This is a genomic window from Bacillus sp. FSL W7-1034 (assembly GCF_038593365.1).
Taxonomy (GTDB): Bacteria; Bacillota; Bacilli; order Bacillales; family Bacillaceae; genus Bacillus; species Bacillus altitudinis.
In genome coordinates, this window is the sequence record NZ_CP151989.1 from 2,179,282 (window position 1) to 2,204,448 (window position 25,167).

The 25,167-nt window shown below is 42.1% G+C and carries 24 protein-coding genes and 1 other annotated feature; of the genes, 10 read left to right on the forward strand and 14 right to left on the reverse strand.

The genetic code is table 11. From position 1 onward, the window contains the following. The first annotated feature begins 122 nt into the window (after nucleotides 1-122). The 3 genes from NST73_RS11170 to NST73_RS11180 all read left to right on the forward strand — a co-directional run bounded on the left by NST73_RS11170 (nucleotide 123) and on the right by NST73_RS11180 (nucleotide 3,182). Nucleotides 123-1,355, forward strand: coding sequence for a DNA polymerase IV (locus NST73_RS11170; RefSeq protein WP_024718949.1), 1,233 nt, complete (start codon nucleotides 123-125; stop codon nucleotides 1,353-1,355). A gap of 15 nt (nucleotides 1,356-1,370) precedes the next feature. Then, nucleotides 1,371-1,715: a YolD-like family protein gene (locus NST73_RS11175; protein ID WP_017367544.1), complete on the forward strand. Its 345-nt coding sequence runs from the start codon at nucleotides 1,371-1,373 to the stop codon at nucleotides 1,713-1,715. Between the two features lie 231 nt (nucleotides 1,716-1,946). Next, nucleotides 1,947-3,182: an MFS transporter gene (locus tag NST73_RS11180; RefSeq protein ID WP_008343828.1), complete on the forward strand. Its 1,236-nt coding sequence runs from the start codon at nucleotides 1,947-1,949 to the stop codon at nucleotides 3,180-3,182. 29 nt (nucleotides 3,183-3,211) lie between these two features. On the opposite strand, the gene coaA is transcribed toward NST73_RS11180, so the two are convergent. Continuing rightward, nucleotides 3,212-4,171 (reverse strand): type I pantothenate kinase, encoded by a 960-nt coding sequence (gene coaA / locus NST73_RS11185; protein WP_008342294.1) that lies wholly within the window; start codon nucleotides 4,169-4,171, stop codon nucleotides 3,212-3,214. 189 nt (nucleotides 4,172-4,360) lie between these two features. On the opposite strand from coaA, the gene NST73_RS11190 reads away from it, so the two are divergent. Beyond that, nucleotides 4,361-5,689, forward strand: a complete 1,329-nt coding sequence (locus NST73_RS11190) for a CoA-disulfide reductase (protein WP_342499097.1) — start codon at nucleotides 4,361-4,363, stop codon at nucleotides 5,687-5,689. Nucleotides 5,690-5,697: 8 nt separating this feature from the next. After that, nucleotides 5,698-6,120, forward strand: a complete 423-nt coding sequence (locus NST73_RS11195) for a VOC family protein (protein ID WP_235701743.1) — start codon at nucleotides 5,698-5,700, stop codon at nucleotides 6,118-6,120. Nucleotides 6,121-6,137: 17 nt separating this feature from the next. Here NST73_RS11195 and NST73_RS11200 read toward each other — a convergent pair whose 3' ends face one another. Then, complete coding sequence (locus NST73_RS11200; protein ID WP_058336677.1) at nucleotides 6,138-6,914, reverse strand: SDR family oxidoreductase; 777 nt, start codon at nucleotides 6,912-6,914, stop codon at nucleotides 6,138-6,140. Next, the gene (locus NST73_RS11205) at nucleotides 6,915-7,877 is read right to left on the reverse strand and encodes an MBL fold metallo-hydrolase (protein ID WP_335364632.1); all 963 of its coding nucleotides are present in this window, start codon (nucleotides 7,875-7,877) and stop codon (nucleotides 6,915-6,917) included. Between the two features lie 169 nt (nucleotides 7,878-8,046). Next, nucleotides 8,047-8,258: a binding site (T-box leader), on the forward strand. Between the two features lie 41 nt (nucleotides 8,259-8,299). Between NST73_RS11205 and proC the strand changes: the two genes are divergently transcribed. After that, nucleotides 8,300-9,127 (forward strand): pyrroline-5-carboxylate reductase, encoded by an 828-nt coding sequence (gene proC / locus NST73_RS11210; protein WP_024718913.1) that lies wholly within the window; start codon nucleotides 8,300-8,302, stop codon nucleotides 9,125-9,127. A gap of 35 nt (nucleotides 9,128-9,162) precedes the next feature. Here proC and NST73_RS11215 read toward each other — a convergent pair whose 3' ends face one another. Together NST73_RS11215 and NST73_RS11220 are read right to left on the reverse strand one after the other, a co-directional pair. Next, the gene (locus NST73_RS11215) at nucleotides 9,163-9,654 is read right to left on the reverse strand and encodes a DinB family protein (protein ID WP_159145792.1); all 492 of its coding nucleotides are present in this window, start codon (nucleotides 9,652-9,654) and stop codon (nucleotides 9,163-9,165) included. A gap of 117 nt (nucleotides 9,655-9,771) precedes the next feature. Then, complete coding sequence (locus NST73_RS11220) at nucleotides 9,772-11,385, reverse strand: M20/M25/M40 family metallo-hydrolase (RefSeq protein WP_342499098.1); 1,614 nt, start codon at nucleotides 11,383-11,385, stop codon at nucleotides 9,772-9,774. Nucleotides 11,386-11,525: 140 nt separating this feature from the next. On the opposite strand from NST73_RS11220, the gene namA reads away from it, so the two are divergent. Together namA and NST73_RS11230 are read left to right on the forward strand one after the other, a co-directional pair. Next, the gene (gene namA, locus NST73_RS11225) at nucleotides 11,526-12,542 is read left to right on the forward strand and encodes an NADPH dehydrogenase NamA (protein ID WP_144679374.1); all 1,017 of its coding nucleotides are present in this window, start codon (nucleotides 11,526-11,528) and stop codon (nucleotides 12,540-12,542) included. A 119-nt stretch (nucleotides 12,543-12,661) separates the two neighbouring features. Next, a complete protein-coding gene (locus NST73_RS11230; protein WP_041091946.1) occupies nucleotides 12,662-13,426 on the forward strand; it encodes an alpha/beta hydrolase in 765 nt (254 codons plus the stop codon). Nucleotides 13,427-13,470: 44 nt separating this feature from the next. On the opposite strand, the gene NST73_RS11235 is transcribed toward NST73_RS11230, so the two are convergent. Continuing rightward, nucleotides 13,471-14,778 carry an aminotransferase class I/II-fold pyridoxal phosphate-dependent enzyme gene (locus NST73_RS11235; protein WP_274660586.1) on the reverse strand — a complete coding sequence of 436 codons (1,308 nt, stop codon included), beginning with the start codon at nucleotides 14,776-14,778 and terminating at the stop codon, nucleotides 13,471-13,473. 139 nt (nucleotides 14,779-14,917) lie between these two features. Next, on the reverse strand, nucleotides 14,918-15,847 hold the full coding sequence (gene rnz, locus NST73_RS11240; protein WP_041091778.1) for a ribonuclease Z: 930 nt from the start codon (nucleotides 15,845-15,847) through the stop codon (nucleotides 14,918-14,920). Nucleotides 15,848-16,069: 222 nt separating this feature from the next. Here rnz and zwf point away from each other — a divergent pair, with 222 nt between their 5' ends. Beyond that, nucleotides 16,070-17,545 carry a glucose-6-phosphate dehydrogenase gene (zwf, locus tag NST73_RS11245; protein WP_008342269.1) on the forward strand — a complete coding sequence of 492 codons (1,476 nt, stop codon included), beginning with the start codon at nucleotides 16,070-16,072 and terminating at the stop codon, nucleotides 17,543-17,545. Nucleotides 17,546-17,595: 50 nt separating this feature from the next. Here the strand turns inward: zwf and NST73_RS11250 are convergent, their stop codons facing one another. The 5 genes from NST73_RS11250 to NST73_RS11270 form a co-directional block, all read right to left on the reverse strand. Continuing rightward, nucleotides 17,596-18,318, reverse strand: coding sequence for a GntR family transcriptional regulator (locus tag NST73_RS11250; protein ID WP_008342268.1), 723 nt, complete (start codon nucleotides 18,316-18,318; stop codon nucleotides 17,596-17,598). 175 nt (nucleotides 18,319-18,493) lie between these two features. Next, nucleotides 18,494-19,900 (reverse strand): glycoside hydrolase family 1 protein, encoded by a 1,407-nt coding sequence (locus NST73_RS11255; protein ID WP_342467436.1) that lies wholly within the window; start codon nucleotides 19,898-19,900, stop codon nucleotides 18,494-18,496. Further along, entirely contained in the window at nucleotides 19,884-21,230 is a 1,347-nt protein-coding gene (gene celB / locus NST73_RS11260; protein ID WP_007501108.1) for a PTS cellobiose transporter subunit IIC, read from the reverse strand. The genes NST73_RS11255 and celB overlap by 17 nt, the downstream gene beginning before the upstream one ends. 25 nt (nucleotides 21,231-21,255) lie before the next feature. Then, complete coding sequence (locus NST73_RS11265) at nucleotides 21,256-21,588, reverse strand: PTS lactose/cellobiose transporter subunit IIA (RefSeq protein WP_017357943.1); 333 nt, start codon at nucleotides 21,586-21,588, stop codon at nucleotides 21,256-21,258. Between the two features lie 3 nt (nucleotides 21,589-21,591). After that, nucleotides 21,592-21,903: a PTS sugar transporter subunit IIB gene (locus NST73_RS11270; RefSeq protein ID WP_017367558.1), complete on the reverse strand. Its 312-nt coding sequence runs from the start codon at nucleotides 21,901-21,903 to the stop codon at nucleotides 21,592-21,594. Nucleotides 21,904-22,327: 424 nt separating this feature from the next. Here NST73_RS11270 and NST73_RS11275 point away from each other — a divergent pair, with 424 nt between their 5' ends. Beyond that, nucleotides 22,328-23,317 carry a hypothetical protein gene (locus NST73_RS11275; protein ID WP_160757540.1) on the forward strand — a complete coding sequence of 330 codons (990 nt, stop codon included), beginning with the start codon at nucleotides 22,328-22,330 and terminating at the stop codon, nucleotides 23,315-23,317. Between the two features lie 125 nt (nucleotides 23,318-23,442). Here the strand turns inward: NST73_RS11275 and NST73_RS11280 are convergent, their stop codons facing one another. Both NST73_RS11280 and NST73_RS11285 read right to left on the reverse strand, forming a co-directional pair. After that, nucleotides 23,443-24,228, reverse strand: a complete 786-nt coding sequence (locus NST73_RS11280; RefSeq protein ID WP_008342255.1) for an SDR family oxidoreductase — start codon at nucleotides 24,226-24,228, stop codon at nucleotides 23,443-23,445. Nucleotides 24,229-24,241: 13 nt separating this feature from the next. Beyond that, entirely contained in the window at nucleotides 24,242-25,087 is an 846-nt protein-coding gene (locus NST73_RS11285; RefSeq protein WP_024718904.1) for a GRP family sugar transporter, read from the reverse strand. Between the last annotated feature and the right edge of the window lie 80 nt (nucleotides 25,088-25,167).

The window sequence follows — 25,167 nt, forward strand, 5'->3', positions numbered from 1 at the left end:
GACGAAGTGTTCACCACTTCGTCTTTTTTGTATGGACAGCTTTTGAATGATTTACCAGTATGAATTTCACCTCATATTGTTTACAATAGATACAGAACATACGTTCTAAGAGGTGAAGTACAATGAATGAACGAGCCATTCTGCTTGTGGATATGCAGTCATTTTATGCATCAGTCGAGAAGGTGGAGGCGCCACATTTGGAGAATGTACCGCTCATTGTCTCTGGAGATCCAGAACGAAGAAGCGGAGTCGTCCTGGCAGCCTGCCCTCTCGCGAAGAAACGTGGCGTACAAAATGCATCAAGGTTATGGGAAGCACAGGAGAAATGTCCTGAAGCAGTGGTTGTACGTCCACGTATGCAGCGCTATCTCGATGTCTCTGTCATGATTACAGAACTGCTTGAACAATACACAGACCTTGTCGAGCCATATTCCATTGATGAACAGTTTCTTGATATTACAGGCAGTCTTACACTATTCGGCTCTCCACATGAGATCGCTCAACATATACAAACAACGATTATGAACCAGACTGGCATTTACGCACGTGTGGGCATCGGCCCTAATAAAGTGCTCGCTAAAATGGCCTGTGACCATTTTGCCAAAAAAAACACATCCGGCATCTATGAACTGAGTGCCGACCGGGTTGCTGCTGATTTATGGCCGCTTCCAATTGGAAAATTATTTGGCGTCGGCAAACGAATGGAGCATCATTTGAAACGAATGGGCATCAGTACTATTGGCACACTTGCTACTTATCCGTTAGACCGATTAAAAAAACGCTGGGGAATCAATGGGGAGCTTCTGCAGCGAACAGCTTTAGGACACGATCCCTCCCCAGTCACTATTCACACACATGATCAGCAAAAAGCCGTTGGGCATCATATGACCCTTCCCCGTGATTACGCATCTTTTGAGGAGATCAAAGTCGCTCTTCTTGAATTGAGTGAGGAAGTCGCTAGGCGGGCACGTTTTAAGCATTATCTCGGTCAAACGGTGTCTGTTGGTGTAAGAGGGGCTGATTTTTCACATCCAACAGGCTTTCATCGACAAATGAAGCTTCATTCACCGACACAGTATGGCTCAGATATTGCAGAGGCAGCGATTCAGCTATGCCAGCAGCACTGGGATGGCCAGCCCATTCGCAGTGTAGGCATTACCCTCTCACAGCTGCAGCCTGACAGCCACTATCAGCTGACTTTATTTGATCATCATTTGAAGAAAGATCAACTCAGCAAAGTATTTGATGAAATCCATCTGAAATATGGACCTGCGGCATTATTACATGCTTCGTCACTGACAAGCGCTGGGCAGGCATATCACCGCGCCGAAAAAATTGGCGGGCATTACAAATAACGGAGGCGAACAAGCATGAATCCCAATAAATTAACACCTGGATACAACATCATGTGGGAATCAAGCCGAATGATGCTACCAGAGCACCGAGAGCAACTACTTGCTCAAAAACGAAAGAAAAAAGAATATACACCTCTACCGCTCAGCTCCGATCAACTAGAGGAAATGAATGTTTTGATCACACAGTCGATTACCGAGGATCAAGCGATTTGCGTGACATATGTCTCATCAGGCATGAAAGCACAGTTTTGGGGCTGGGTGAAAGCCATTCATTATGAAACACGCCAAATGAAAATCGTGAATGACGAAGATGTTCTAAACCTTTCCTTACATCAAATTATTGCCATCGATCTCAATTGATTTTCGCAAAACGAAAACATGATCATTGAAAAACACGCTTCGTTTTTCCGAAAAAATTATGACCCATCAAGGCTTAAAACCTTGAAAACGAGGCATATGCTCTTCGAATGAACGGAACGGTTCAAGCTTCTCTGTCATTTGACGGATGACTCCTCCATCAAATTGTGTATTTAATTTGCACAATTTTTCATGTATGATTGGAACATCTTACAAACTCAGGGGAGACACAGCATGAAAAATAACTTACGCACTTTACATCCACTTAGTTGGACGATCATCATCGGCACGATATTTGGCCGAATGGCGACATCCATGAGCATTCCCTTTTTAGCCGTTTATTTGACACAAGTCAAAGGCGCCTCAGCCTCTTCAGCTGGATTGATCATTGCCGTCAGCTCTCTTATTGGGATTGTTGCGAGTTTTTACGGCGGCTATGTTTCCGACCGAATCGGCAGAAAAAAGGTCATGCTTTTATCCATCTTTGGCTGGACACTTGTCTTTGTTGGCTTCGCATTTGCAGATGCCATTTGGGTCTTCTTTTTTATGAATGCTTTAAATGGACTGTGCCGGGCGCTGTTTGAACCAACGTCTAAAGCACTCTTATCCGATGTCACCCCATCGAGCATTCGGTTGTTTGTCTTTAACTTACGGTATACGGCCATTAACATTGGTGTCATTTTCGGCCCGCTGCTTGGCTTATATCTCGGGTCATCAAAAACGACTTTTCCATTTCTCGTCGCTGCCCTCATTTACTTGTTGTACGGGTTAACGCTGGCATGGCAATTTCAAAAGCATCCAGTGGCTGCTCCAGAAAGCACCAAACAAATCGGCGTCAAAAAAGCTCTTTCCATTATTCAGAAAGATACGGTCTTTAGCATCATCCTCATTGGCGTTACTTTATGTTCATTTGGCTATTCACACCTAAGCTCAACACTGCCTCAATATTTATCGGCATCCCCTATGATTGAGGATGGCCCTAAACTGTTTGGGTATCTTTTATCCTTAAACGCAGTGGTTGTCATTGTCGTTCAGTACCCGCTGATTATGATCGCTAAGCGCTATTCAACGATTTTGTCATTAACGACTGGGAACGTGCTTCTAGCAGGCAGTTTGTTTGCCATTGCTTTTTCACAAAGTCTCGGTACGCTTGCTTTCATCATTGTCGTGTTTACGATTGGTGAAGTGCTGCTCTTTGCGATGATGGATCTGTTTGTAGACAATATTGCAAAACCTGAAGTGAAAGGATCATACTTCGGCGCAATGGGGTTTTCTCAGCTCGGCAGCGTCGTCGGACCGTTTGTCGGAGGATTGTGTATTGACTTATTTGGCGCAGCCCATCCCCTTTCTATTTTTTCAGTCTTGGCGATTGTCACCGCTGCAGGCGTTCCGTTTTTACTTATCGGATACTACCGCCTAAAAAAACGAACGGCGGCTGCCGTGGCTGTGAAAGTAAGTGGAGGTCATTAAAAAAACCGCTCTCAATTGAGCGGTTTTCTTTATACCCTGCGGATGGCGATCTCTTCCACCTTATGCTGATCGCCTTTTTTTAAAATCAAATCGGCTCTATATTTTGTCGGCAAAATATTTTCATATAAATTTGGCCGGTTCACTGTATTCCAAATCGTGCTTGCCATCTGATCTGCTTCTTCATCCGTCAAATCTTTGTATTGATGAAAGAAGGATTCAGGGTCTTGGAAGGCTGTTTCCCGCAGCAAACGGAACCGTTCTTTATACCAGCATTGAATTTGCGTCTCAGCGGCATCTACATAAATCGAAAAATCGAAGTAATCTGATACAAACACGCGCGGCTCATCCTTCAGATCATCCAGTGCCGGTGATTGCAACACATTGATCCCTTCAATGATCACAATATCTGCATCTTCTACTGTTTCATACACCCCTTCAAGACGGTCATAGGTCAGATGTGAATATACAGGTGCATGCACAGTTTGTTTCCCTGATTTTAATTCATTTAAAAACGAAAGTAGCGCTTTAACATCATAGCTTTCCGGGAAGCCTTTCTTTTCCATCAGCCCCCGATCTTTTAACTCTTTTTGAGGATACAAAAAGCCGTCCGTTGTTACGAGACTCACCTTCAGCCCATCTCCAAGCCTTGATAAAAGTGTTTCAATAATACGTGCTGTCGTGCTTTTTCCGACGGCCACACTTCCTGCAATCCCAATTAAAAAAGGGATTTTCGCATGATGCGGGTAGTTTAAAAAAGCATTGACATGCTGATTTTTTTGTTTTTCTGCAAAGACATGTAATGTCAGAAACCGAATAAGCGGTATGTAAATATCTCGCACTTCTTCTAGCGATAAGTAGTCGTTTAATCCTTGAAGTGCTCTCACTTCTTCTTCTGAAACAGATACCGGCATATATTCTCCAAGAGCGGCCCATGCCTCTCTCGTATGGCGTGTATATAGTGTATTAAAATCTAGTCGTTCGTCACCCAAAGTCTTTCCCACCAATCTAAACTAAACTCATAACCAAAAAGACGATAATCCGATTGTAGCTTAAAATGAAGGCGCTGTCTTTATTTTTCAACGAAAGTTTGCTTCTTTTGCGAAAAAAAAAGCATTAAATAAAGGAAAATGAGGGTAAATAAGAGTATTCAGTTTGATAGATAGAAGGGAGCACACCAAATGAAATATGTGATGATTGGCGGAGATGCAGCAGGAATGAGCTGCGCTATGCAAATATATAGAGAGGATCCAGACGCGCAAATTGTAGCTTTTGAAAAAGGAGAGATTTTCTCATATGGACAGTGCGGACTCCCCTACTTGATCGGCGGTCTCATTGATCATCACAGAAAACTCATCGCACGTAGCGCTGAAACTTTTCGTGACAAATACGGAATTGATGCCAGATGCTTACACGAAGTGACCTCAATTGACCCGGAGCAAAAAACAGTATCGGGTATTCATTCTAAAACAAAAGAGCCCTTTACAGAAACGTATGACCGTCTGTTAATTGCGACAGGAGCAAGCCCCGTCACACTTGATCTAGACAGTCATTCATTAGAAGGTGTCCACGTATTAAAAACAATCCCGCATGCGCTGTCTATTTTAGACAATCTAAAAAAAGACGTCACACATATCACGATCATCGGCGGAGGATATATCGGCTTAGAAATGGCAGAAAATTTAAAAGGGCTAGGCAAAGACGTTCATATCATTCAGCGGGGTGCAACACTTGGCCCAGGCTTTGATCCCGATATGGCAAAATATCTGAAAGAAGAAGCGGACAATCAAAGCATTCAAGTAGTACTTGGTGAAACAGTGCAAAAGTTAAAGGGCAAAACACATGTAACAGCTGTTCAAACAGACAAACAGACCATTGAAACAGATATGGTCATCATTGCCGTTGGCGTCACTCCGCAAACATCCTTTTTAGACAGCACAGGAATTCAGCGTCTTCAAAATGGTGCAGTTGTTGTGAATGAATACATGCAGACCAATGTACAAGATATCTATGCGGCGGGTGACTGCGCAGCAACCTATCACCGTATCAAAAAGGAACTGGACTATATTCCGCTCGGCACGACAGCAAATAAACAAGGAAGAATCGCAGGTTTTCATATGACAGGAACAAACCGTGCGTTTCAAGGCGTAACCGGCACAGCGGTGATGAAATTTATGGACGTGACAGCAGGGCGAACGGGTTTATCAGAGAAAGAAGCAAAAGACGCGGGCCTTCCTTTCTCCACCGTCACCATCGACAGCACTGACCACGCTGGATATTACCCAGATGCAGAGAAAATAAAAGTGAAACTGATTTACAGAAGCGATGATCACACCTTGCTTGGCGCACAAATCATCGGTAAAGAAGGTGTTGATAAACGAATTGATGTCATGGCAACTGCTCTTTATCAAGGGCTGACTGTGACAGACCTTGAAGATTTAGATATTAGCTATGCCCCTCCTTTTAACAGTGTATGGGATCCACTTCAGCAAGCGGCAAGACGAATATAGAAAAAGGAGTGAAGCCATTGACCATTCAACAAAATGCTACTATTGAAATTCCTGTGACTGATATCCCCCGGGCTGTCTCTTGGTATGAACAGATTTTAGAGATGATCGTTCTACATCAATCAGAAGAAGCCGCCATGCTCACTTTTACTCATGGCGAGGGACCTTCTTTTTATCTCGTCAAAACAAAACACGAGAAACGAATCTACTTTATGAACTCTTTTACAGGAGTTCGGCATAGTATGATTGATCTATTTGTGAAGGATTTAAAAAACTTTCACCAGTATTTAAGCGAGCATGAAGTGACCGTATCGGATATTCAAATATTAGCTGACCCAGACTTAGGCGGTTTAAGCTTCGAAAATGTTGATGACAATGTCTTTGGCGTCACCAATATTAAGCTCCATCAAACAAAAAAAGAAACCAGCCTGTGACCGGTTTCTTTTTTTTGTTATTTTTTCATCATCGCTTTACGTGCTGCTTTTTCAAATAAAAACGGGAATAATTGATACAATTTACTGCCAGCATTCATCCATCCTGGTAAATTAATCTCTCTTTTTTTCGTCATCATGGCGGAAACGACCTTCCCTGCTACCTTGTCAGCACTGAGCATCATAAAATCAACATTTTTCACATATTCACCACTGCGGTCTGCAATGGTAAAGAAGTCTGTCGCAATCGGTCCTGGATTGACGGTTGTGACATGAATTCCGCTGTCTGCCAGCTCCATTCTCAGGCTGTTTGAAAAACCGAGAACCGCATGCTTTGATGCGGAATAGATGGCGGATTTAGGGGTGGCAATTTTGCCTGCCTGTGACGCAATATTGATAATATGTCCCTTCCCTCTTTGTTTCATCTCAGGAAGGACCTTTTTTGTGCAGGCAATTAAACCAAAGACGTTGACCTCAAACATCGACACCATTTCCTCAATGGATGCGTCTTCGACGAGATCGAACACACCAAAGCCGGCATTGTTCACCAAAATATCAACAGCACCCACTTGTTGATAGGCTTGATCAATGTCCTCAAGCTGACTGACATCAAGCTGAACGATGTGACATACGCCGCCAGCACTTATAATCTTTTCTTGTACACCTGTGAGCTTTTCAATTCGTCTTGCCGACACAATGATTTCTGCTCCTTCGGCTGCTGCCAAGTACGCCATCTTTTCACCAATACCGCCTGAAGCACCTGTAATCCATATTCTCTTTCCTGTTAGTCGCCCCATTTATTTCACTCCTTCATTTGCTCGATAGTAGAGGGTTCCGTCTTTTTGCACTTCTTCAATTTGTCCAGCCGCTAAAAGCACATCAAGCTGTCCGACTGTCTCAGACATTGTCAGAAATAATGCTTCTTCATACAGGCCCGGAAATAGGGTGCGACAAAGATGAAAGGCGGTCATTTCCTTTCGTTGAAGCAGCTGATACATCGTATTGGCCCGTTTTTCCTGTTTTTTAAATCTTTCTTCGATCAATTCGTGATGAGAGGTAATGAGCTGGCCATGCCCTGGATAAATCGCCTGAATGGGCAAATGCAATAAACGCTTGAGTGATGCTTTATATTGAAGCAACGATTTTTGACGTTCTGTTCCTTTCATTGGCGCTTCCATTAACGGATTGGAAGAAATGGTCGTAAGCAGCAGATCACCGCCGATGAAATTCCCTGTTGTTTCATCTAAAAAAGAAAGATGAGATTGTGCATGTCCCGGGGTCTCTAGCACTTGGAAGTGCTCATGTCCCTTCAAACGATCGCCTTCTTTTATGACGTCATCGACATGTGCCGTACATGAATATGTATAGGACTGCATCACAATTCTTTCACACTCACCTTGACGAAGCGGCACACCTAACTGCTGAAAAAAATCATTCATAAAATGGATTTGACGCTGTTTAAACGCTTCATCCTGACTAATATAGGGCTCATTTAACTCGTGTCCGATGACACGGACATGAGGTTTCATCAGATCTAAAAGACCGACATGATCTGCATGATGATGTGTCAAAACCACTTGATCAATATCATCTATTGATAAATGATGTTCCTTTAATTGCGTGACAAAGGCATGCTGCGCCTCTTGTGTCATCGGTCCGCAATCGACTAAGGTCACGGCATCGCCTTTTAATACATATGCATGGACATCCCCCACCGCAAACGGTGTGGGGATGGATAATTGAATCATTTCTTCTTTCACTTTTATACGTCATCTCCTGATTTTTGACTCATAGATCATCTGAACTCACTCTTCTTTATTCATTGTATCTTGCAAAGGGCAGACTGTCATGCGGTTTAGATGGTCAATTTTTTTATCTCTCCCTATTGACACAAACTTGTCCATCGTTGCATAATGAACAACAAATATAAGATGCGCGATGACAAGGATTAGTAAGCAAAATAACGATGCAAGAGAGTGAGGTCCGCCGGCTGTAAGACTTCACCATCCTCTTATTTGCTGAACCTGCCCTTTGAGCTGTTAGGCAAACCTAAACGTTTCCCGCGTTAAGGGACTAGAGCTGAGTATGCATGATTGCATGCTAATTGAGGGTGGTACCGCGAAAAACCTTTCGTCCTTTGCAGACGAGAGGTTTTTTTATTTTCTACAAGGAGGAGCAGCTTATGAGTAAAATTGGATTTATTGGTGCAGGCTCAATGGCCGAGTCTATGATTAAAGGTCTTTTAAAGAGCGGCATTATGTCAAATGAAGATATCATTGTCACAAATAAAACAAATGAAAAACGATTAGAAGAATTAAATGCACGTTATGGAGTCAAAACAGATTTCGCGCGTTCCTTTATTTATGAAGAAGCCGATATGCTGGTGTTTGCTTTAAAACCAAAAGATGCGGAAAGTGGCATTTCTGAAGTAAGGCCCCATTTAAATGGACAGCTGATTATTTCTATTTTAGCGGGCATTTCTATTGAAACCATTCAGCATTATGCTGGCGCAAAAACGGCGGTGGTTCGTGCGATGCCAAATACATCAGCAGCCATACAACAATCAGCTACTGGCATTGCTGTCAGTGATGAAGTCACAGAGGCGCAAAAGGAAAAAGCAGTTCAGCTGTTTGAAACGATCGGTCATGTGACGGTTTTAGATGAATCACAGCTGAATGCGGTCACAGCCATTGCAGGCAGCGGTCCTGCCTTTATTTATCACTTGATTGAAGGAATGGAGCGAGGTGCATCGGAACTTGGGATGGACCAAGAGACAGCGAAATTGCTCATTTGTCAAATGATTGCAGGCGCTGCAAATATGCTTCAGGATAGCGGTAAGGAACCTGCTGAATTGCGCAAAGAAATTACGAGCGAAGGTGGAACGACAGAAGCAGGACTGAATACCCTTGCTTCCTATCAATTTGAAGAAGCGATTGTCGATTGTGTGAAAACAGCGACAAAACGCGCAGCAGAATTAAACGACATGTTTTCAGCGAGTACGTATAAATAATATAGAAAAGCACCTGCCTTGATGACAGGTGCTTTTCATCTATCACTCGATGCTCTCATGGACATGATGGCTTTGATTTGATCGAGGTGATGAATTTCATGTAAAGCAATGGTTTCAGCTAATATTTGGACTGTCATCATCCCTTCTTCAGGATGGAGACCTGAAAAATCCCATGTATCCTTTTCTAATAGTTGTAGTGTTTTGTTTCTGCTCTCTTTTAAGCGCTCGATCAATGCACTGACCTCTTGTGCGGTATACGTTTCATAAGCTCTTCCCTTCACATATATCTCTGGATCATATGATGCGAAAAGCGTGTGCTCATTTGATATTGCCTGCTCTATCCGCTCTGACCAGACTTCTTCTGTATCATACAAATGTCCAACAATTTGTTTAATCGACCACTTGCCTTCCCCAAAAGATTCATCTAATGTAGCCTCATCACATGTCCATAATAACTCCTCAAGCTTACGCAAACTCTCTTGAAGTGATGTCATGATCTCTGTTTTTGTTAGTACTCCTGTTTTCACTCTCACAATCCCCCTTCAAATATATGTAAGTATCATTCTATATCATACTCTATTTCTTTAGACAGAAGGTGATTAAAATCAAAAAGAAAAGCCCTATCATGGCGATAGGGCTTTCACTTAATTCATTTCTAGTAAAGCATGAATTGTTGATTCTAAGAGCGACGGCAAAACGCCAAAAGAGAATGGGACATGCAGCCGTTCTGTCCATTTGTGCGCATCCTTTCCTAATGGACCAACGTTGATGACAGGAACGTTAAGAGCTTCTTTTTCTCCTTGTGGTAACGAGTAGCCTTTTTGGTATAGCGGCATGTTGGCTGTATAATCGGCTATATCTTGATTTTCAAGCTGTAAGTAGCTTAAATCAGATAAACCAGGAAAATATTTGACTTCTTCTACTTCGATTCCATAGATCTCTTTTGCTTCTCTTTGAATCTTCTTTAAGGTCGTTTGAATATGCAGATCGTTTGTTGAAGAAACTGATGGGTAAAATGGCGGACTATAAAACAACACAATCAGTGCTCCATCTTCCTTACAAAGGGTCGTCAGTTCCGATACAATTTTGGTTGAAAAATCACGATCCCCAAGCTCACCCCGGTTGGCAAAGGCGTAGTTGACAATTCGCTCGACCTCCTGCTTGCCGGATCGTTCAGCAGCTTTTTCGTACAGCTCATGATACGTTAACACCGTGATGTTTGTATCGATGGGTGTAAAATGTTTAAAGCGTTGAAATGCAGCGGTTTTCTGTTTGAGATTGGCTTCGATTTGGGCTGCTGCTTGTTTCGCAGTTTCATAGAGGAGCCCGTGAAGCTCTTCACTAGAGCGGTTCATCATCAGAACATTAAATAAAGAAACAGCCGTGTGAGGCGTTTGAACAGAGTAAGCTTCTTTCAAATCCTTTTGCATCAAATTGGTCGGAGGCGGTGTCACTTCACCATCTACTTCCTCACAATAATCACTATTCAGTTCTAACAGCCTGTTTAATTCAGATACCATAAAATTTGCATTTAATCCTGAGAAGGGCTCACCTACATGTGTTTCAATTCCTTTGCAGAAAAATCCCGCAAGTACCTTCCCTATACTACCTGTATAGATGTATTGGTGCGCATCCCCGGGATACTTTTCAAACATCGGCTCACTGTTTAAACACGCGGTATACTCAAGGTCATACTTCTGCTTGAGTTCCTTTAGTTTCGGAACAGCCTCCAGCATTCCCTGTGAATTCACTTCTTCATCTGGCACTGTGACGAGCAGAATATTTCCTTCAAACCTCCCCGCCATCGCTCTTTCCAGCATGGAAAGCTGGACAGTCAGGCCTGCTTTCATATCCATGGACCCTCGTCCAAACAGCCAGTCACCTGAAGCTAAATCCTCTCTTGCCCTTTTTGGAAGAAGTGCACTTTTTTGAGAAAAGGACGCCATTAACTCTTCGGGCTTACACGCCATATTTTGAAATTCTCCGTAATCCTCTGTATCGACGACATCAAAATGGCTCAGGAGTAAAACAGTACGTGGCAGCGTACTTCGTTTGACAAGTGCCGTTAAAAAATACCGGCCATCTTTCATTGGATGCAAAGCCAAGTGATCAGGATGCTGCTCAAAATATGGCCGCTCCCTCAGCAAGTAATATAAATATTCCGCTAATGCGACTTCTCCCGTTGTACCAGATATGCTTTCATACTGCATCAGAGCTGTGAGTAGCTCCTTTAGTTCACTTTCCGTTTGCCATTTCATCCGTTTATCCCCCTTTGATGTCCATATCTTTCATTATACAAAATCATGTTCAAAAGCTATATGGTTTGAGCACCTTTTATGACGAATGTTTGAATGACTGTTATAATCGGCTATACCATTCTATGAGGAGGCGAAAGTAATTGGAAACAAAGCTTTTTTCACCTTGGACATTAAAAGGTGTCACACTCAAAAACCGCATCGTCATGTCCCCGATGTGTATGTATTCATCCCATGACCGTGATGGAAAATTACAGCCTTTCCACTTTGCACATTATATTTCCCGTGCGCAAGGTCAGGCCGGATTAATTATGGTCGAGGCAAGTGCTGTTTCACCTGAGGGAAGAATTAGTGATCAGGACCTCGGAATTTGGAGTGATGAGCACATTGAAGGATTTGCCTCATTAAACGAACAAATCAAAGCGTACGGAACAAAAACGGCCATCCAGCTAGCCCATGCAGGACGCAAGGCTGAGCTAGATGGTGACATTCTTGCTCCATCCAGCATTCCATTTGACGAGCAATCTAAAACACCTCTTGAGATGTCTATCGATCAAATAAAAGACACAGTTCAGGCGTTTCAAGATGCCGCTGTCCGCGCCAAGAAAGCTGGATTTGACATCATTGAGATTCATGGTGCGCATGGCTATTTGATTAACGAATTTCTCTCACCGCTTGCCAATCACCGGACAGATGAATATGGCGGTTCACCAGAAAATCGTTATCGCTTCTTGAGAGAAGTTGTTGATGCAGTCAATGAAGTGTGGGATGGACCATTATTTGTCCGTGTATCCGCTTCTGATTACACAACAAAAGGACTAGATATTGCAGATTATATTGGCATTGCCGCATGGCTGAAAGAGCAAGGAGTCGATCTAATTGATGTGAGCTCAGGCGCTGTGGTGCAAGCCAGTATTAAAACATTCCCCGGCTACCAAGTCACCTTTGCTGAGAAAATAAGAGAAGGTGCCGGCATCCAAACAGCCGCTGTCGGTATGATCACATCTGGTGTACAGGCCGAAGAAATTTTACAAAATCAGCGTGCTGACTTGATCTTTATCGGCAGAGAATTTTTACGGGATCCGTATTTCCCCAAAACAGCCGCTAAAGAGCTTCGTACATCCATCGAAAGCCCGCGCCAATACGATCGCGCTTGGTAACATCTTTAAGCAAAAAGGTGTCTATTTTTTGAAATAGGCATCTTTTTTGTTTTTAAGAGAAACATCTTTGCCTTTTGTGCCGTCTTTTAGCTAAAGAACCACTTAGAGGAGATGGAAGAATGAACTCGGCATTGATTGAAAGAACGTATCATATAGATGGACATCACTTTTATACAAGGCATCGTCAAGGAAAAAAGCAAGCCACCATTATTTTTGAAGCAGGATATGGAATTTCAGGCGATACGTGGGCGAATATCGCTCGTGATATTGACCCAGAGCTTGGTGTTTTCTTATATGACCGTTTAGGCAATGGAAAAAGCAGTGAAAGCAAAGAAGGAAGAACTTTGCATGATCTTGCGGATGATTTAGATACACTCTTACATCAAGCCAATATTCAGCCGCCATTTCTCATTGTGGCGCATTCATTTGGCTCTCTTGTCAGCCGCTTATGGGCAAGCCGCAGAAAAGAAGATGTTATCGGTATGGTCCTTCTAGACCCAGCAAGTGAGGAGCAAGAGCAGGTCATTCTGCCGCTCTTATCAAAGGAAGAACGCACTTCATATATGGCGCAATTCACAGCAGAATGTACACATGAGGACTTTGAGCAAATGCTGCGTACGATCAAAGAGGAGCAAACGCATTATGGAATGATGCCCCTTCTTGTCATTTCATCAGGCAAAAGCCGCTTGTTTCATCCAGCACATGAAGCTTGGCTCAGGCTTCATAAACGAATGCTCACATTGTCATCCCAAAGCGGATGGATTCAGGCGCAGAACAGCTCGCACTATATTCATCACGATGAACCACATATTGTGCAGCTTGCGATTTATGATGTATGGTGTGCAGCAAAACAGCCTGTCTCTTATTATCAAACAGCCAACTAAAAACAAAAACTCCTTGACCGGACATCAGTCAAGGAGTTTTTTCATTATACCGTTGGTGCTGATTGACTTTTCTCAGACAACAACTTTTCAATGCTGACAAGCTGAACGCATAACGTAAAGATGTCAATCGCCTGCTCTAGTTCTTCAAGTGTTGGGAACGTTGGCGCAATACGGATGTTACGATCAAGCGGGTCGTTTCCATAAGGATATGTCGCCCCTGCACCCGTTAGTGTCACACCGGCTTCTTTCGCTTTTTGCACAACAGCTTTTGCACAATGATCGAGTGTATTTAAGCTGATAAAATATCCGCCATTTGGTTTGTGCCACTCAGCGATATCCTTTCCACCAAGCTTTTCATCAAGGATCGAAAGAACGAGGTCAAATTTCGGCTTAATAATCGCTGCATGCTTTTTCATATGTTCCTTCAATCCTTCTGGATTCTTGAAGAAACGAAGGTGTCTTAATTGATTGATTTTATCTGGCCCAATGGTTTGAACTGATAGCTGTTTTTGAATAAAACTGACGTTGTCCTGACTAGATGCCATTAGTGCAACACCTGAGCCTGGGAACGTAATTTTAGAAGTAGAGGCGAACATAAACACACGGTTTGCATGTCCTGCTTTGTCTACTGCTTGAAAAATATCTTTTAACGTATCAGGCGTATCTGTTAGATGGTGGACTGCATAAGCATCATCCCAAAAAATACGGAAGTCGTCTGCTTTTGTCTGCATGGAAGCAAGACGGTCAACAACCTCATCTGAATACGTAATGCCGTCAGGGTTACTATATTTCGGTACACACCAAATCCCTTTGATGGCTTCATCTTCTGCAACCAATTTTTCCACCTGATCCATGTCAGGTCCATCCGACTTCATATCTACCGTAATCATCTCTATGTTAAAATGCTCACAAATGGCAAAATGACGATCATATCCTGGGCTTGGTGCAAGGAATTTTACCTTTGGAAGCTCTCCCCAAGGTATTTTGCTGCCATATACGCCGTGAGTCATAGCACGTGCAATTGTGTCATGCATCATATTCAGACTAGAATTACCGCCAATGATGATTTGTTCTGGCTTCAGATTGAGCACACTTGCAAAAAATTTCTTTGTTTCAGGAAGGCCTGTCAAGCCGCCATAGTTTCGCACATCTGTACCATCCTCAGCTGTCATTGCATCCTTTGATGTCACGACATCGAGCATGCCCATAGATAAATCGAGCTGTTTTGGTGAAGGTTTCCCTCTAGACATGTCTAAGTGTAAGTTTTTACTTTTGTACGTTTCATATTCTTTTTGTCGTGCTGCATATAGGTCATTTAATTCTGCTTCACTTAACGCTGTAAAACCGCTCATCTTTGATTGTGCCTCCCGTATTCTTCATAGTGTAATTCGTCATTTGTTTTTTCTTCACCATTTTACCACTACCTGAAAAAGAGCGTCATCATAAATATCAAAAAAATCACACAACTTTTTTTGACGATTCATCCAATTTTTACAGGGTACGGTCAATAGGAAAAGAAAAGAAATCATGTGCAGCTTCAGTCAGCGGGAATATATCGCGGGCTTCTTTGAGTAATTGTTTCAGTGACTCTTCCCCTTGGTACCGTGCACTAATATGGGTCAAAATCAGTCTTTTTGCGCCTGCTTCCTGCGCTGTTTTTGCTGCCTGTTCTGTCGTACTGTGATAATAATTATAGGCTAGTTCTGCATCTTCTTTCCCAAATGTTGCTTCATGGACTAACACATCCGCATTCTTGGCAAGCCTTGTTATATTCTCGCACAAACGGGTATCTCCTGAAAATGCAACGATTCTCCCTTTTTTAGGGGGTTCCAAATAATCGGTTCCATCAATCATTCTTCCATCTTCGAGTGTAACGGTTTCCCCATTTTTCAACTTCTGATACAAAGGTCCAGGTTTTACACCGATTTTTTTTAGGTCTTCGGCTTTTAGTGCACCAGGTACATCTTTTTCCACGACCCGATAACCGTAAGCTGGGATCCCATGAGACACTCGTCTTGCTTCTACTTGAAAGGTCTCATCTTCAAAAACGATCCCTTCCTCTATTTCTATGATATGCAGCGGATAAGTCAAATGCGTTTGTGTCGCTGAAAGTGTCGCGTTTACAAAAGCTTTAATGCCGCTTGGACCATATATCGTCAATTCATCCTCTCCGCCTTGAAAGGACCTGCTGCCAAGCAGACCCGGGAGACCATATACATGATCACCGTGCATATGCGTGATAAAGATCTTCTCAATTTTTCTTGGTTTAATCGTTGTATGTAATATTTGATGCTGCGTCGCTTCTCCGCAATCAAAAAGCCACACGGCTTTTCTCTCTTCTAAAAGCTTCAGCGCAGTGCAAGTGACGTTTCTTGTTTTTGCAGGAATGCCTGCACCTGTTCCTAAAAAGAGCAGTTCCATTACGATTTCCTCCTACAGCCGGTATACAATCTCTTCATTCATATAGAATACATGAAGACAGGATAAATGTGAATTCAGCGGAATTTTTGAAAAAAGTCAAACTCGGGCAGAAAAAGTCGAATCAAATGTTTGCTTTACGAACAATGAACCTTTAAAATAAAGAAAATGTACATACATTCTCGGTTTTTACAACAATGCTACGAATAAAGTGAGGTACTTTTCGTGAATACAGAAACTAACTATCCAAAAGCAGTCATTGTCATTTTTGGCGCAACAGGAGACCTTGCAAAACGCAAGCTCTACCCTTCTATACATAGACTTTATCATAGCGGAAAGCTTGGAGATCAATTCGCCGTTGTAGGTGTTGGACGTCGTCCTTGGTCTCATGAAGACCTAAGAGCTGTGGTAAAAGAATCGGTCTCTTCTGATGATGCAGAAGCAAAAGCAGAGGAATTTATTTCTCATTTCTATTACCATGATTTTGATGTCTCAAGCCCTGCTTCCTATCAAGCACTGAACACGCTTCTTTCTGGTCTTGAAGATACATACAGTATCCCGAATAACCGGATGTTCTATTTAGCGATGGCACCAGAATTCTTCGGAACCATTGCGAAGTTTTTAAAAAGTGAAGGCGTATCAGAAACGACTGGATGGTCTCGACTTGTTATTGAAAAACCGTTTGGTCATGACCTGCCTAGTGCCAAAACATTAAATGAAGAGATCCGAGATGCATTTACAGAGGATCAAATTTATCGTATTGACCACTATCTTGGTAAACAGATGGTGCAAAACATTGAGGTAATTCGTTTTGCGAATGCGATCTTTGAACCGCTTTGGACAAACCGCTATATTTCAAACATTCAAATCACATCGAGTGAATCATTAGGTGTCGAAGACCGTGCGAGATATTACGAGAGTTCTGGTGCACTGAGAGATATGGTACAAAACCATATGCTTCAAATGGTTGCACTACTAGCCATGGAGCCACCGATTAAGCTCAATACAGAGGAAATCCGTAGCGAAAAACGGAAAGCATTGCGTGCGCTTCGTCCATTCTCGAAAGATGAAGTGGATCAATTCTTTGTCCGCGGACAGTATGATGCAGGAACGATTGATGGCAATATGGTTCCTTCCTATCTTGAAGAGCAAAATGTCGACCCAAACTCCAACACAGAAACATTCGTTGCAGGAAAACTTCTCATCGATAACTTCAGATGGGCCGGGGTACCATTTTACATTCGTACAGGAAAACGTCTAGAAAAGAAATCCACTCAAATCGTGGTGCAATTTAAAGACATTCCGATGAACCTGTACTACGGAAACGGGAATTCCATGCATCCAAACTTACTTGTGATTCACATTCAGCCAGACGAAGGCATCACCCTTCACCTGAATGCTCGCAAGCTTGATGGCGGAACGTATGCTAAACCAATTAAGCTTGACTATCAAACAAATTACAACGACATCATGAATACACCAGAAGCGTATGAAAAGCTAATTCATGACTGTTTGCTAGGTGACGCAACAAACTTTGCCCACTGGGATGAAGTAGCACTGTCTTGGAACTTTGTTGATCCAATTTCAGAAAAATGGGCTGAAACCAAAACGTTAAAACCAAATTATCCTGCTGGTTCTATGGGACCAAAAGAAGCAGATCAGCTTCTTGAAAAAGATGGATATCACTGGTGGAATATATAAAATCAACAAAAAAAGAGCAGTCTCCCGATTGAGGGGGTTCTGCTCTTTTTTTAAAGTCGTGTTTTCGTAATTTCAACCGTTGAAAAATCAAATTTATCATAGCGATGATGGCTAAAGGAATATTCAAACGGCCGACCTGTGTTTAAATAAGCCACCTGTTCCACTTCTAGCACCGGATCCGTAGGGTCACAGCCTAAATATTGCTGATCAAGCTGATCTGATTTAGCCGCTCTAATTTTTTTGTGCGCTCCTGCTACTTTTAATTGCAGTGTGTTTGTAATGTAGCTATAGATGGAACCCAATAAAACCTCTTCATCTATTCCCTTAATGACATTGACAGGCATAAAGGTTTTTTCTAATACATATGGCTCTTCTTCTACCAAACGGAGCCGAATAATGTCATAGACAGGTGTGCTTGAGTCAATGGATAAATGAGCTGCCACCTCTTCACTTGGAAAATGCACATCAAAGCGAATGATTTGGCTCGTCACGTTTTTATCTGCCATCACTTTCGTGAACCCTTTATTTTCATGACCTGATACGTTGATCGCACCTTGATTTAGTGCTGCCTTCACAATAAATGTGCCATGACCTCTTTTTCTAAAGAGCAGACCTTCCGCCACTAAAAGATCGAGCGCACGCTTCATCGTCATTCTGCTGCATTTAAATTCAGCGGCAAGCGAGTTTTCATCTGGAATGGGTTGATCTTCTGGATAATATGCTGTTCCTATTCTTTTTCTAATTTCTTCTGAAATGAGTTCGTACTTTGTCATCTCACACCACCAACTGACTTGTTTTTTCATATCCTATTATAGCGCTTTCTAGCCTTCCTCTCATTCTACACTAAGCCTAGTGCGCTTAAAAGGTTCGAGCCACTTTCATTTCAACCCTTTCATCTTTACATAAGAAAAATACTTGCCCTTTTCAAGGAAAGAGCAAGTATCTTGATTAGAAACCATTATTCTCTGAAACCGATTGAAACCAGTAGCCACTTTTTTTGATGGTACGTTTCCCGTCTTCCTCAAGGTCCACTGAGACAAATCCATAGCGATTTTTATAGGCATTCGACCATGACCAATTATCCATAAACGTCCACAGATGATAGCCTTTTACATGACTTCCTTCTTGAATGGCTTGATGCACCCATTTAAGATGGTCAGAAATAAAATCAATGCGGTAATCGTCATGAATCATTCCTTCTTCATCCTGAAACCGCTCTTCTCCTTCGACACCCATTCCATTTTCAGAAATAAAGCATTCAATATTCCCATAGTCTGTCTGGACTTTTTTCAATATATCGTAAATACCCTTTTCATAGATTTCCCAGCCGCGGTACACATTCATTTTTCTGCCCGGCATTTCAAAAGAATCAAAATAATGATCTGGCATAAATGGTGCATCAGGGTGAGGCATATGTTCCTTTGCTTTCACTCTTCTTGGCTGATAATAGTTGATGCCGAGAAGGTCGATCGTGTTCTCTTGAATGAGTTCAAGGTCTCCTTCCTCCATAGCCGGCATCAATCCTTCTTTCTTTAACACGTCCACTAGCTTTTCAGGGAAATGTCCTTTCACTGCTGGATCTAGGAAGGACCGGTTAAAGAAGGCGTCAGCCATCTCAGCTGCTTCGACATCCCGCGGATTCTGGCTTCGTGGATACGAAGGAGTAAGGTTCAGGATAATGCCTATTTTCCCATCCTGCTTCATCTCTTTATAAGCCGCAATGGCCTTAGCATTTGATAAAATCTCATGAAATCCAACTTGTACTGCCTTTTGGAAATCAACTTCGTTTGGATAATGGAAGCTATACATATATCCACCCTCTACAGGGACAATCGGCTCGTTATGGGTAAACCATTTTTTCACCCGGTCGCCAAATAGCTGAAAACACAATGTCGCATAGCTGACATAATCGTCTACAACCTGCCTGTTTACCCATCCTCCCGTCTCCTGCAACGCCATTGGCATATCAAAATGATACAAGTTCACAAACGGTTCAATGTCATTCGCTATCAGTTCATTGATCACATCATTGTAAAAAGCCACAGCTTCTTCATTAACAGCCCCTTTTCCCTCAGGTAAAAGGCGTGACCATGAAATAGATAGACGAAACGAGTTGTGCCCAATCTCCTTCATGAGGCGGATATCCTCTTTGTATTTACGATAAAATTGTGAGGTTACACCTGGACCGACGCCCTGAAAAAAACGATTCGGCTCTTTTTCAAACCAGTGATCCCAAATGTTCGGCCCCTTTCCATCTCCTGGATAACTGCCTTCTGTTTGCGTAGCAGAGGCAGAAGATCCCCACCAGAAACCTTCTGGAAATGTATATAATTGACTGTTAGTTTCCATCGACATGTATTGAGTCTCCTTCACCTTTGATGTTTGTTTGTTTCGTTTTTTCTGTCGTGACTATTTTTTCATTTTTCACATTCATACGATCAATAAATTTTAGGAACGGGAACCAAATGACAAACACAATCATTAAATTAAACAGCTGAAGCAGACCGCCCGCTAATGAATTTGTTGCCATGACTCCGCTAATAAAGATCGGTACTGTCCAAGGTATATTCACGCCTGTCGGAGGCGGCACAATACCTGCGGCCATCGCAAAATAAGAAATACAAGTAATCACCATTGGCGCCAAAATCCATGGAATGAGAATAAGCGGGTTCATCACAATCGGTAAACCGAAGATAATGGGTTCATTGACGTTAAATAAACCTGGTCCTAAGCCGAGCTTTGCTACTTGTTTCAATTGCTTACTTTTAAGAAAAATTAAAATCGTAAACACAACAGCTAGCGTCATACCGGTTCCACCCATACCCACTGTATAGATTTCGATAAACTGCTTGCTGATAATGTTTGGAACCTCACCTGTTTTTGTGTAGCTTTCTAGATTTTGAATGGACAATGTATTCCAAATCGGGTCCATGACAGAGTTGATAATAATTTGGCCGTGGAGCCCAAAGAACCAAAGAATTTGTATAAAGAAAATAGCGATCAAGGTCGGAATGATACCGCTTCCAAGTCCGACAAGCGGCGCCTGAATCGCATTGTAAATCAAGTCATGCATGTTGGTTTTGAACCCTTGTGTAATGATGATATTGATCAGTAAAAAGGTTGTAAGTGTCAAAGTAGCCGGGATAAGTGCAGCAAAAGACTTAGAGACAGCTGGCGGAACCCCTTGCGGCATATTGATGACAAATTTCTTTTGAACAAAATAGCGATAAATTTCAGCAGACAAAAAGCCTGTGATCATTCCAAGGAACATTCCCTTTGCGCCTAAACGATCGACTGGGATGACGCCTGCAATGGATGCACCGCCCTCTTGTTCTAGTAAAAATGGCGTAAGGAGTAGAAAAGAGGCTAAAGCGATCACACCGCCAAAGACAGCTTCCACATCATAGCTTTTCGATAAATAGTAGCCAATCCCAAATACAACAAACACACTCATAATGCTGATGGTCGCACTAGGTGCAATATTCAGTGCAGACTGAACACCTTCCAGTGCTGTTTGACTCATGATCTTATCTAAAAATGGCAAATTCATTAATACGACCATGATGGAACCAAAAATTGTTAATGGGAACGCAAGCATAAAGGCATCCCTTAATACCCCTAGATAGCGATTGTTGTTCAATCTCCCAGCAATCGGAACCAAAATCGCACTTATTTTATCAAACATTGGTTTCCCCCCTTGTTTACACCCTTTATTGTTTCAGTGATTGCAATATCGGTAAGAGCTCTCCCACAAGCTCTTTTATTGTCATCGTTGACATGAAATGATCTTCGGCATGCATGAGCAGCAAGGAGAATGAAATCGTTTCTCCGCTTGCCTCTTGCTGTACCATTTGAAAATGGATATCATGTGCATTCCGCAAATCATCTTCCGCTTCTTTGAGAAGGTCAGATGCTACTGTTTCATGACCTTCTCTAAATTGTTTAAGAGATTGAAGCAATTTGCTTCGTGCATTTCCGCTGTGTAAGATCAATTGAAAACTGATTTGTTCTTCCGTGAGTCCTTCGAGCGTTTTCTTTTCCATCCTTTAAGATTCCCCCATCAATGAAACCGCTTGTTCATACGCTTTTTGTCCATCTGCTAGCCCATACGCCTGCATATCGATGACCTCTACTTCAATCCCATATTTTTGAGCTTCTTTTTGAAGATCCCCTTTTAAAAAGCTCATTTGCGGTCCAATTAATACAACATCGGCATGTGCCATTTCTTTTTTCGCTTGGTCTTGTCCGACTGCCCAAATCTCTGCTTCTTCCCCTATAGACTCAGCATGTGCTTTCATCTTTGTGACTAGTAAACTCGTAGACATACCTGAACTGCATGCTAATAAAATACGTTTCATTTCTCTCACCCCATTGTTGTAATAAAAGCGCTTCCAGTTAATATTATATATTTTTATTTTTAAATGTCTAGACATTTAATTTTATATGTATGTATTTTATTTTAAAAATGACCGTATCATTATTCATAACAAGCTTTCAGAACAAAAGAGATCTCATCCAGATATGAACGAGGCCCCTTTTCTTTTAAAAAATACTCTCCGAATGAACCATAAAGTAGCTTCTTCTTCAGAAGACAGTCTTTGAGAACTTTGTTAAAATAAGTGCTAATGACTTAGCTCATTCAAAAACCCATAAATCATGAGAAGTAACTGCCCCGAGATGGAAACAGATGCTATTCCCACTCAATTTGATAGATAGGTAAACGTCTTTTGCTGCTACTTTTCGAGTCTATTCATATCTTTGCAATCAAAAGGAGTCGATATCATGGCAGTCACTCATTTGTGTGAAGCCTGTAAAAGAAACGAGATTGATGTTGTAAAAACTTCTGATGAACCAGCTCAGCCTTATCGTTTATGCAATGATTGTCACAGGCGGCTCTTAACCTATTCTTTACGTCCAATTGAATGGTATCACTTAGCGATCATCCACTCTCCAAAGAAATTTTTATTGCACGATGATTTTTATGAAGAAGACGGAGAGGGTTGTCAGCCAGAAGAAGATGTATTGGTCACAGCAGAAGAGAAAATACCCACATTACAAGCGCTTCAACACGATTTGGAGTCTTTATTAGATTTCTCAATCACAAGATGGTTTCTTCAATACGATGTCATCAATGCCCTGAAAAAACACGATACACAAAAAATTTTGATGTCTGTAAAATCTAGATTTTATGGAACGGAAAATCATGAAGTTAAATCAAGAATGCTGGAGATCGCAGCTGATGTTTTAGGTACTACAGCTTCGGATTGGGTAAGAGAGCTTTGGGAGAATGATGCCGATAAATTTTTTCATCCGCTTTCTTGGGCAGCAGCCAGTAGTTTACCAGCCGAGGAAGGAATGAGACGTATTTTTGATCAATTGAAATGTGTAAGTGAAAAGGAATTGCCAATGACGGCTCTCTCCAGCCTATATCGTTTCCGTTCACATCACATACTTGATTGGATGGAGTCTCATTGCTCCTCTTTTAACGACAGTTGGGGCAGGTTGGCATCAGCATGCTTTCCAACATGGCTCAGAATGAAATCATGGCTAAACAAAGGAAGACCTTTCAGTTTAATTGCACTCGATACAATGGCGAACTGTCTAGCAGTTAAAAACGATCCATTTATCGAGGAGTTTTCTCCTAAAATACTTCGTACAGATATAAATGAAATAGAACCTATTTTATATGATTATCTTCAAAAAGATGGCGTTCCTCGTGTCAAAACCAAAGTAGGCATCATCGTGAACAACAAAGAAGCCATATTTGAATAAGGCGTATAAACGAATAAAAGCGTGTGAATGTTTATACACACGCTTTTCACTAGTCTTCACATGCACATACTAGATCATAATTTGATGTTGTGTTATCCTCTGGGCCCAGCCCGTGATTATCACGATTATCCTTTTCCTGCTTGGAATCCAGGGTACTTGGTCATACCGCCGTCTACATATAACGTCAACCCTGTCACATAGCTCGCCTCTTTTGATGCAAGCCAGACAGCACATGCTGCCACTTCTTCCGGTTTTCCGATATAACCAATCGGTATCAGCTCAATGACGCCCTTTTTCAATGCTGGATCATCAAATTTTTCGGCATTGATCGGGGTATCAATTGCGCCTGGTGCAATGCTGTTTACACGAATTTTTTTAGGCGCATATTCTAGTGCCAGCGTTTCCGTCAAAAGCTTGGCGCCTCCTTTACTTGCTGCATAATGGACAAAATGAGGCCACGGAATTTGCTGATGGACCGACGACATATTAATAATCGACCCCTCGATCCCGTGTTCTGTCATATACTTTAATGCATCACGGCACCCTAAAAACATACCTGTTAAATTGGTGGACATCACTTTGTTCCAGTTATCTAGCGTCATTTCAGTTGAAGGAACTTCATTTTCAATTCCTGCATTATTGATCATGACATCAAGACTGCCATATGTATCAACAGCTTGATCAATCATCGCCTTCATGTCCTCTTCTTTTGAAACATCCCCTTGAATTTTGACAGCCTGTCCGCCACTTTTTTGAATCTCAGCAATCGTGTCGTCCGGGTTTTCTTTATCTGAGAAATAATTGATCACTACATTGGCTTTTTCTTGTCCAAACCGGCGTGCCATCGCCTGACCTATCCCTGTACCTGCTCCTGTGATGAGAACTGTTTTTCCTTCCAAATCTGGATACATTCGCTTAAACCTCCTATTTTGTAAAACCTAGTAGCACACCGCCTGCGATAATCATCAAGCAGCCTGCAATGACAAAGCTTGTTTTTGATGCTTTCTCTTTTAATAAATAAATACCGCCTAAAGTCGAGATGACAATTCCTGTTTGAGACATGGAAAAACTTACTGCTACGCCAATGAGTGGAATCGCCAAAAGAAGTCCTAGATTTCCTGTCGACCACACAAGACCAGCAATGATATTTCTGAACGTATATTTGCTAAACGGGTCTTGCTTTAGACTAATCGCTAACGATGAAAGCAGCATGCCGACAGATTGTGGAACGAGCGCAGACCAGCCATCTATATGAAACCATCTTAAAATGACGACATATCCGACGTAGCCTACGGTTGAGATGAGCAAAATGATAATTCCCTTTTTAAAATTGCCGCCTTCGTTTCCGCCACTCTTTTTTTGACCGAGGGATGTCATGACAACGCCAGCAATAATAAATAAAATGGCACAAGAACCAATAAGTATGACCGTCATGGTTTGCCATTCTTTGAAAACGATGACACCAAATAATGTCGTGCTCACAAGCTGCATACCCGTTGATAAAGGAACAGCCTTTGACACCCCTAGAAAGGCGACACTTGAAAGCTGATTCATTTGCCCAATACTCCAAAAGATCCCAGAGATAACGGAAACCGCAAAAATAAGCGGTGTCAGTTCCGGCATTTTGATCAAATAGGCGCCGATTGAAAACAAAAAAGCGCCGAGGGTAATGCCGAGTGTTTGCTGATAGGCATTACCGCCAAGTTTGACACTGATGAGAACAATACTTCCCCAAAATATCGCTGGGAGAAGTGCATATAAAATGCCCACTTCTATCCCTACTTTCTGTTCTTTTTTACTTAGCATCCCTCTTTTTCGGATTTTTAGCCGAATAGATGTAAACACAAAAA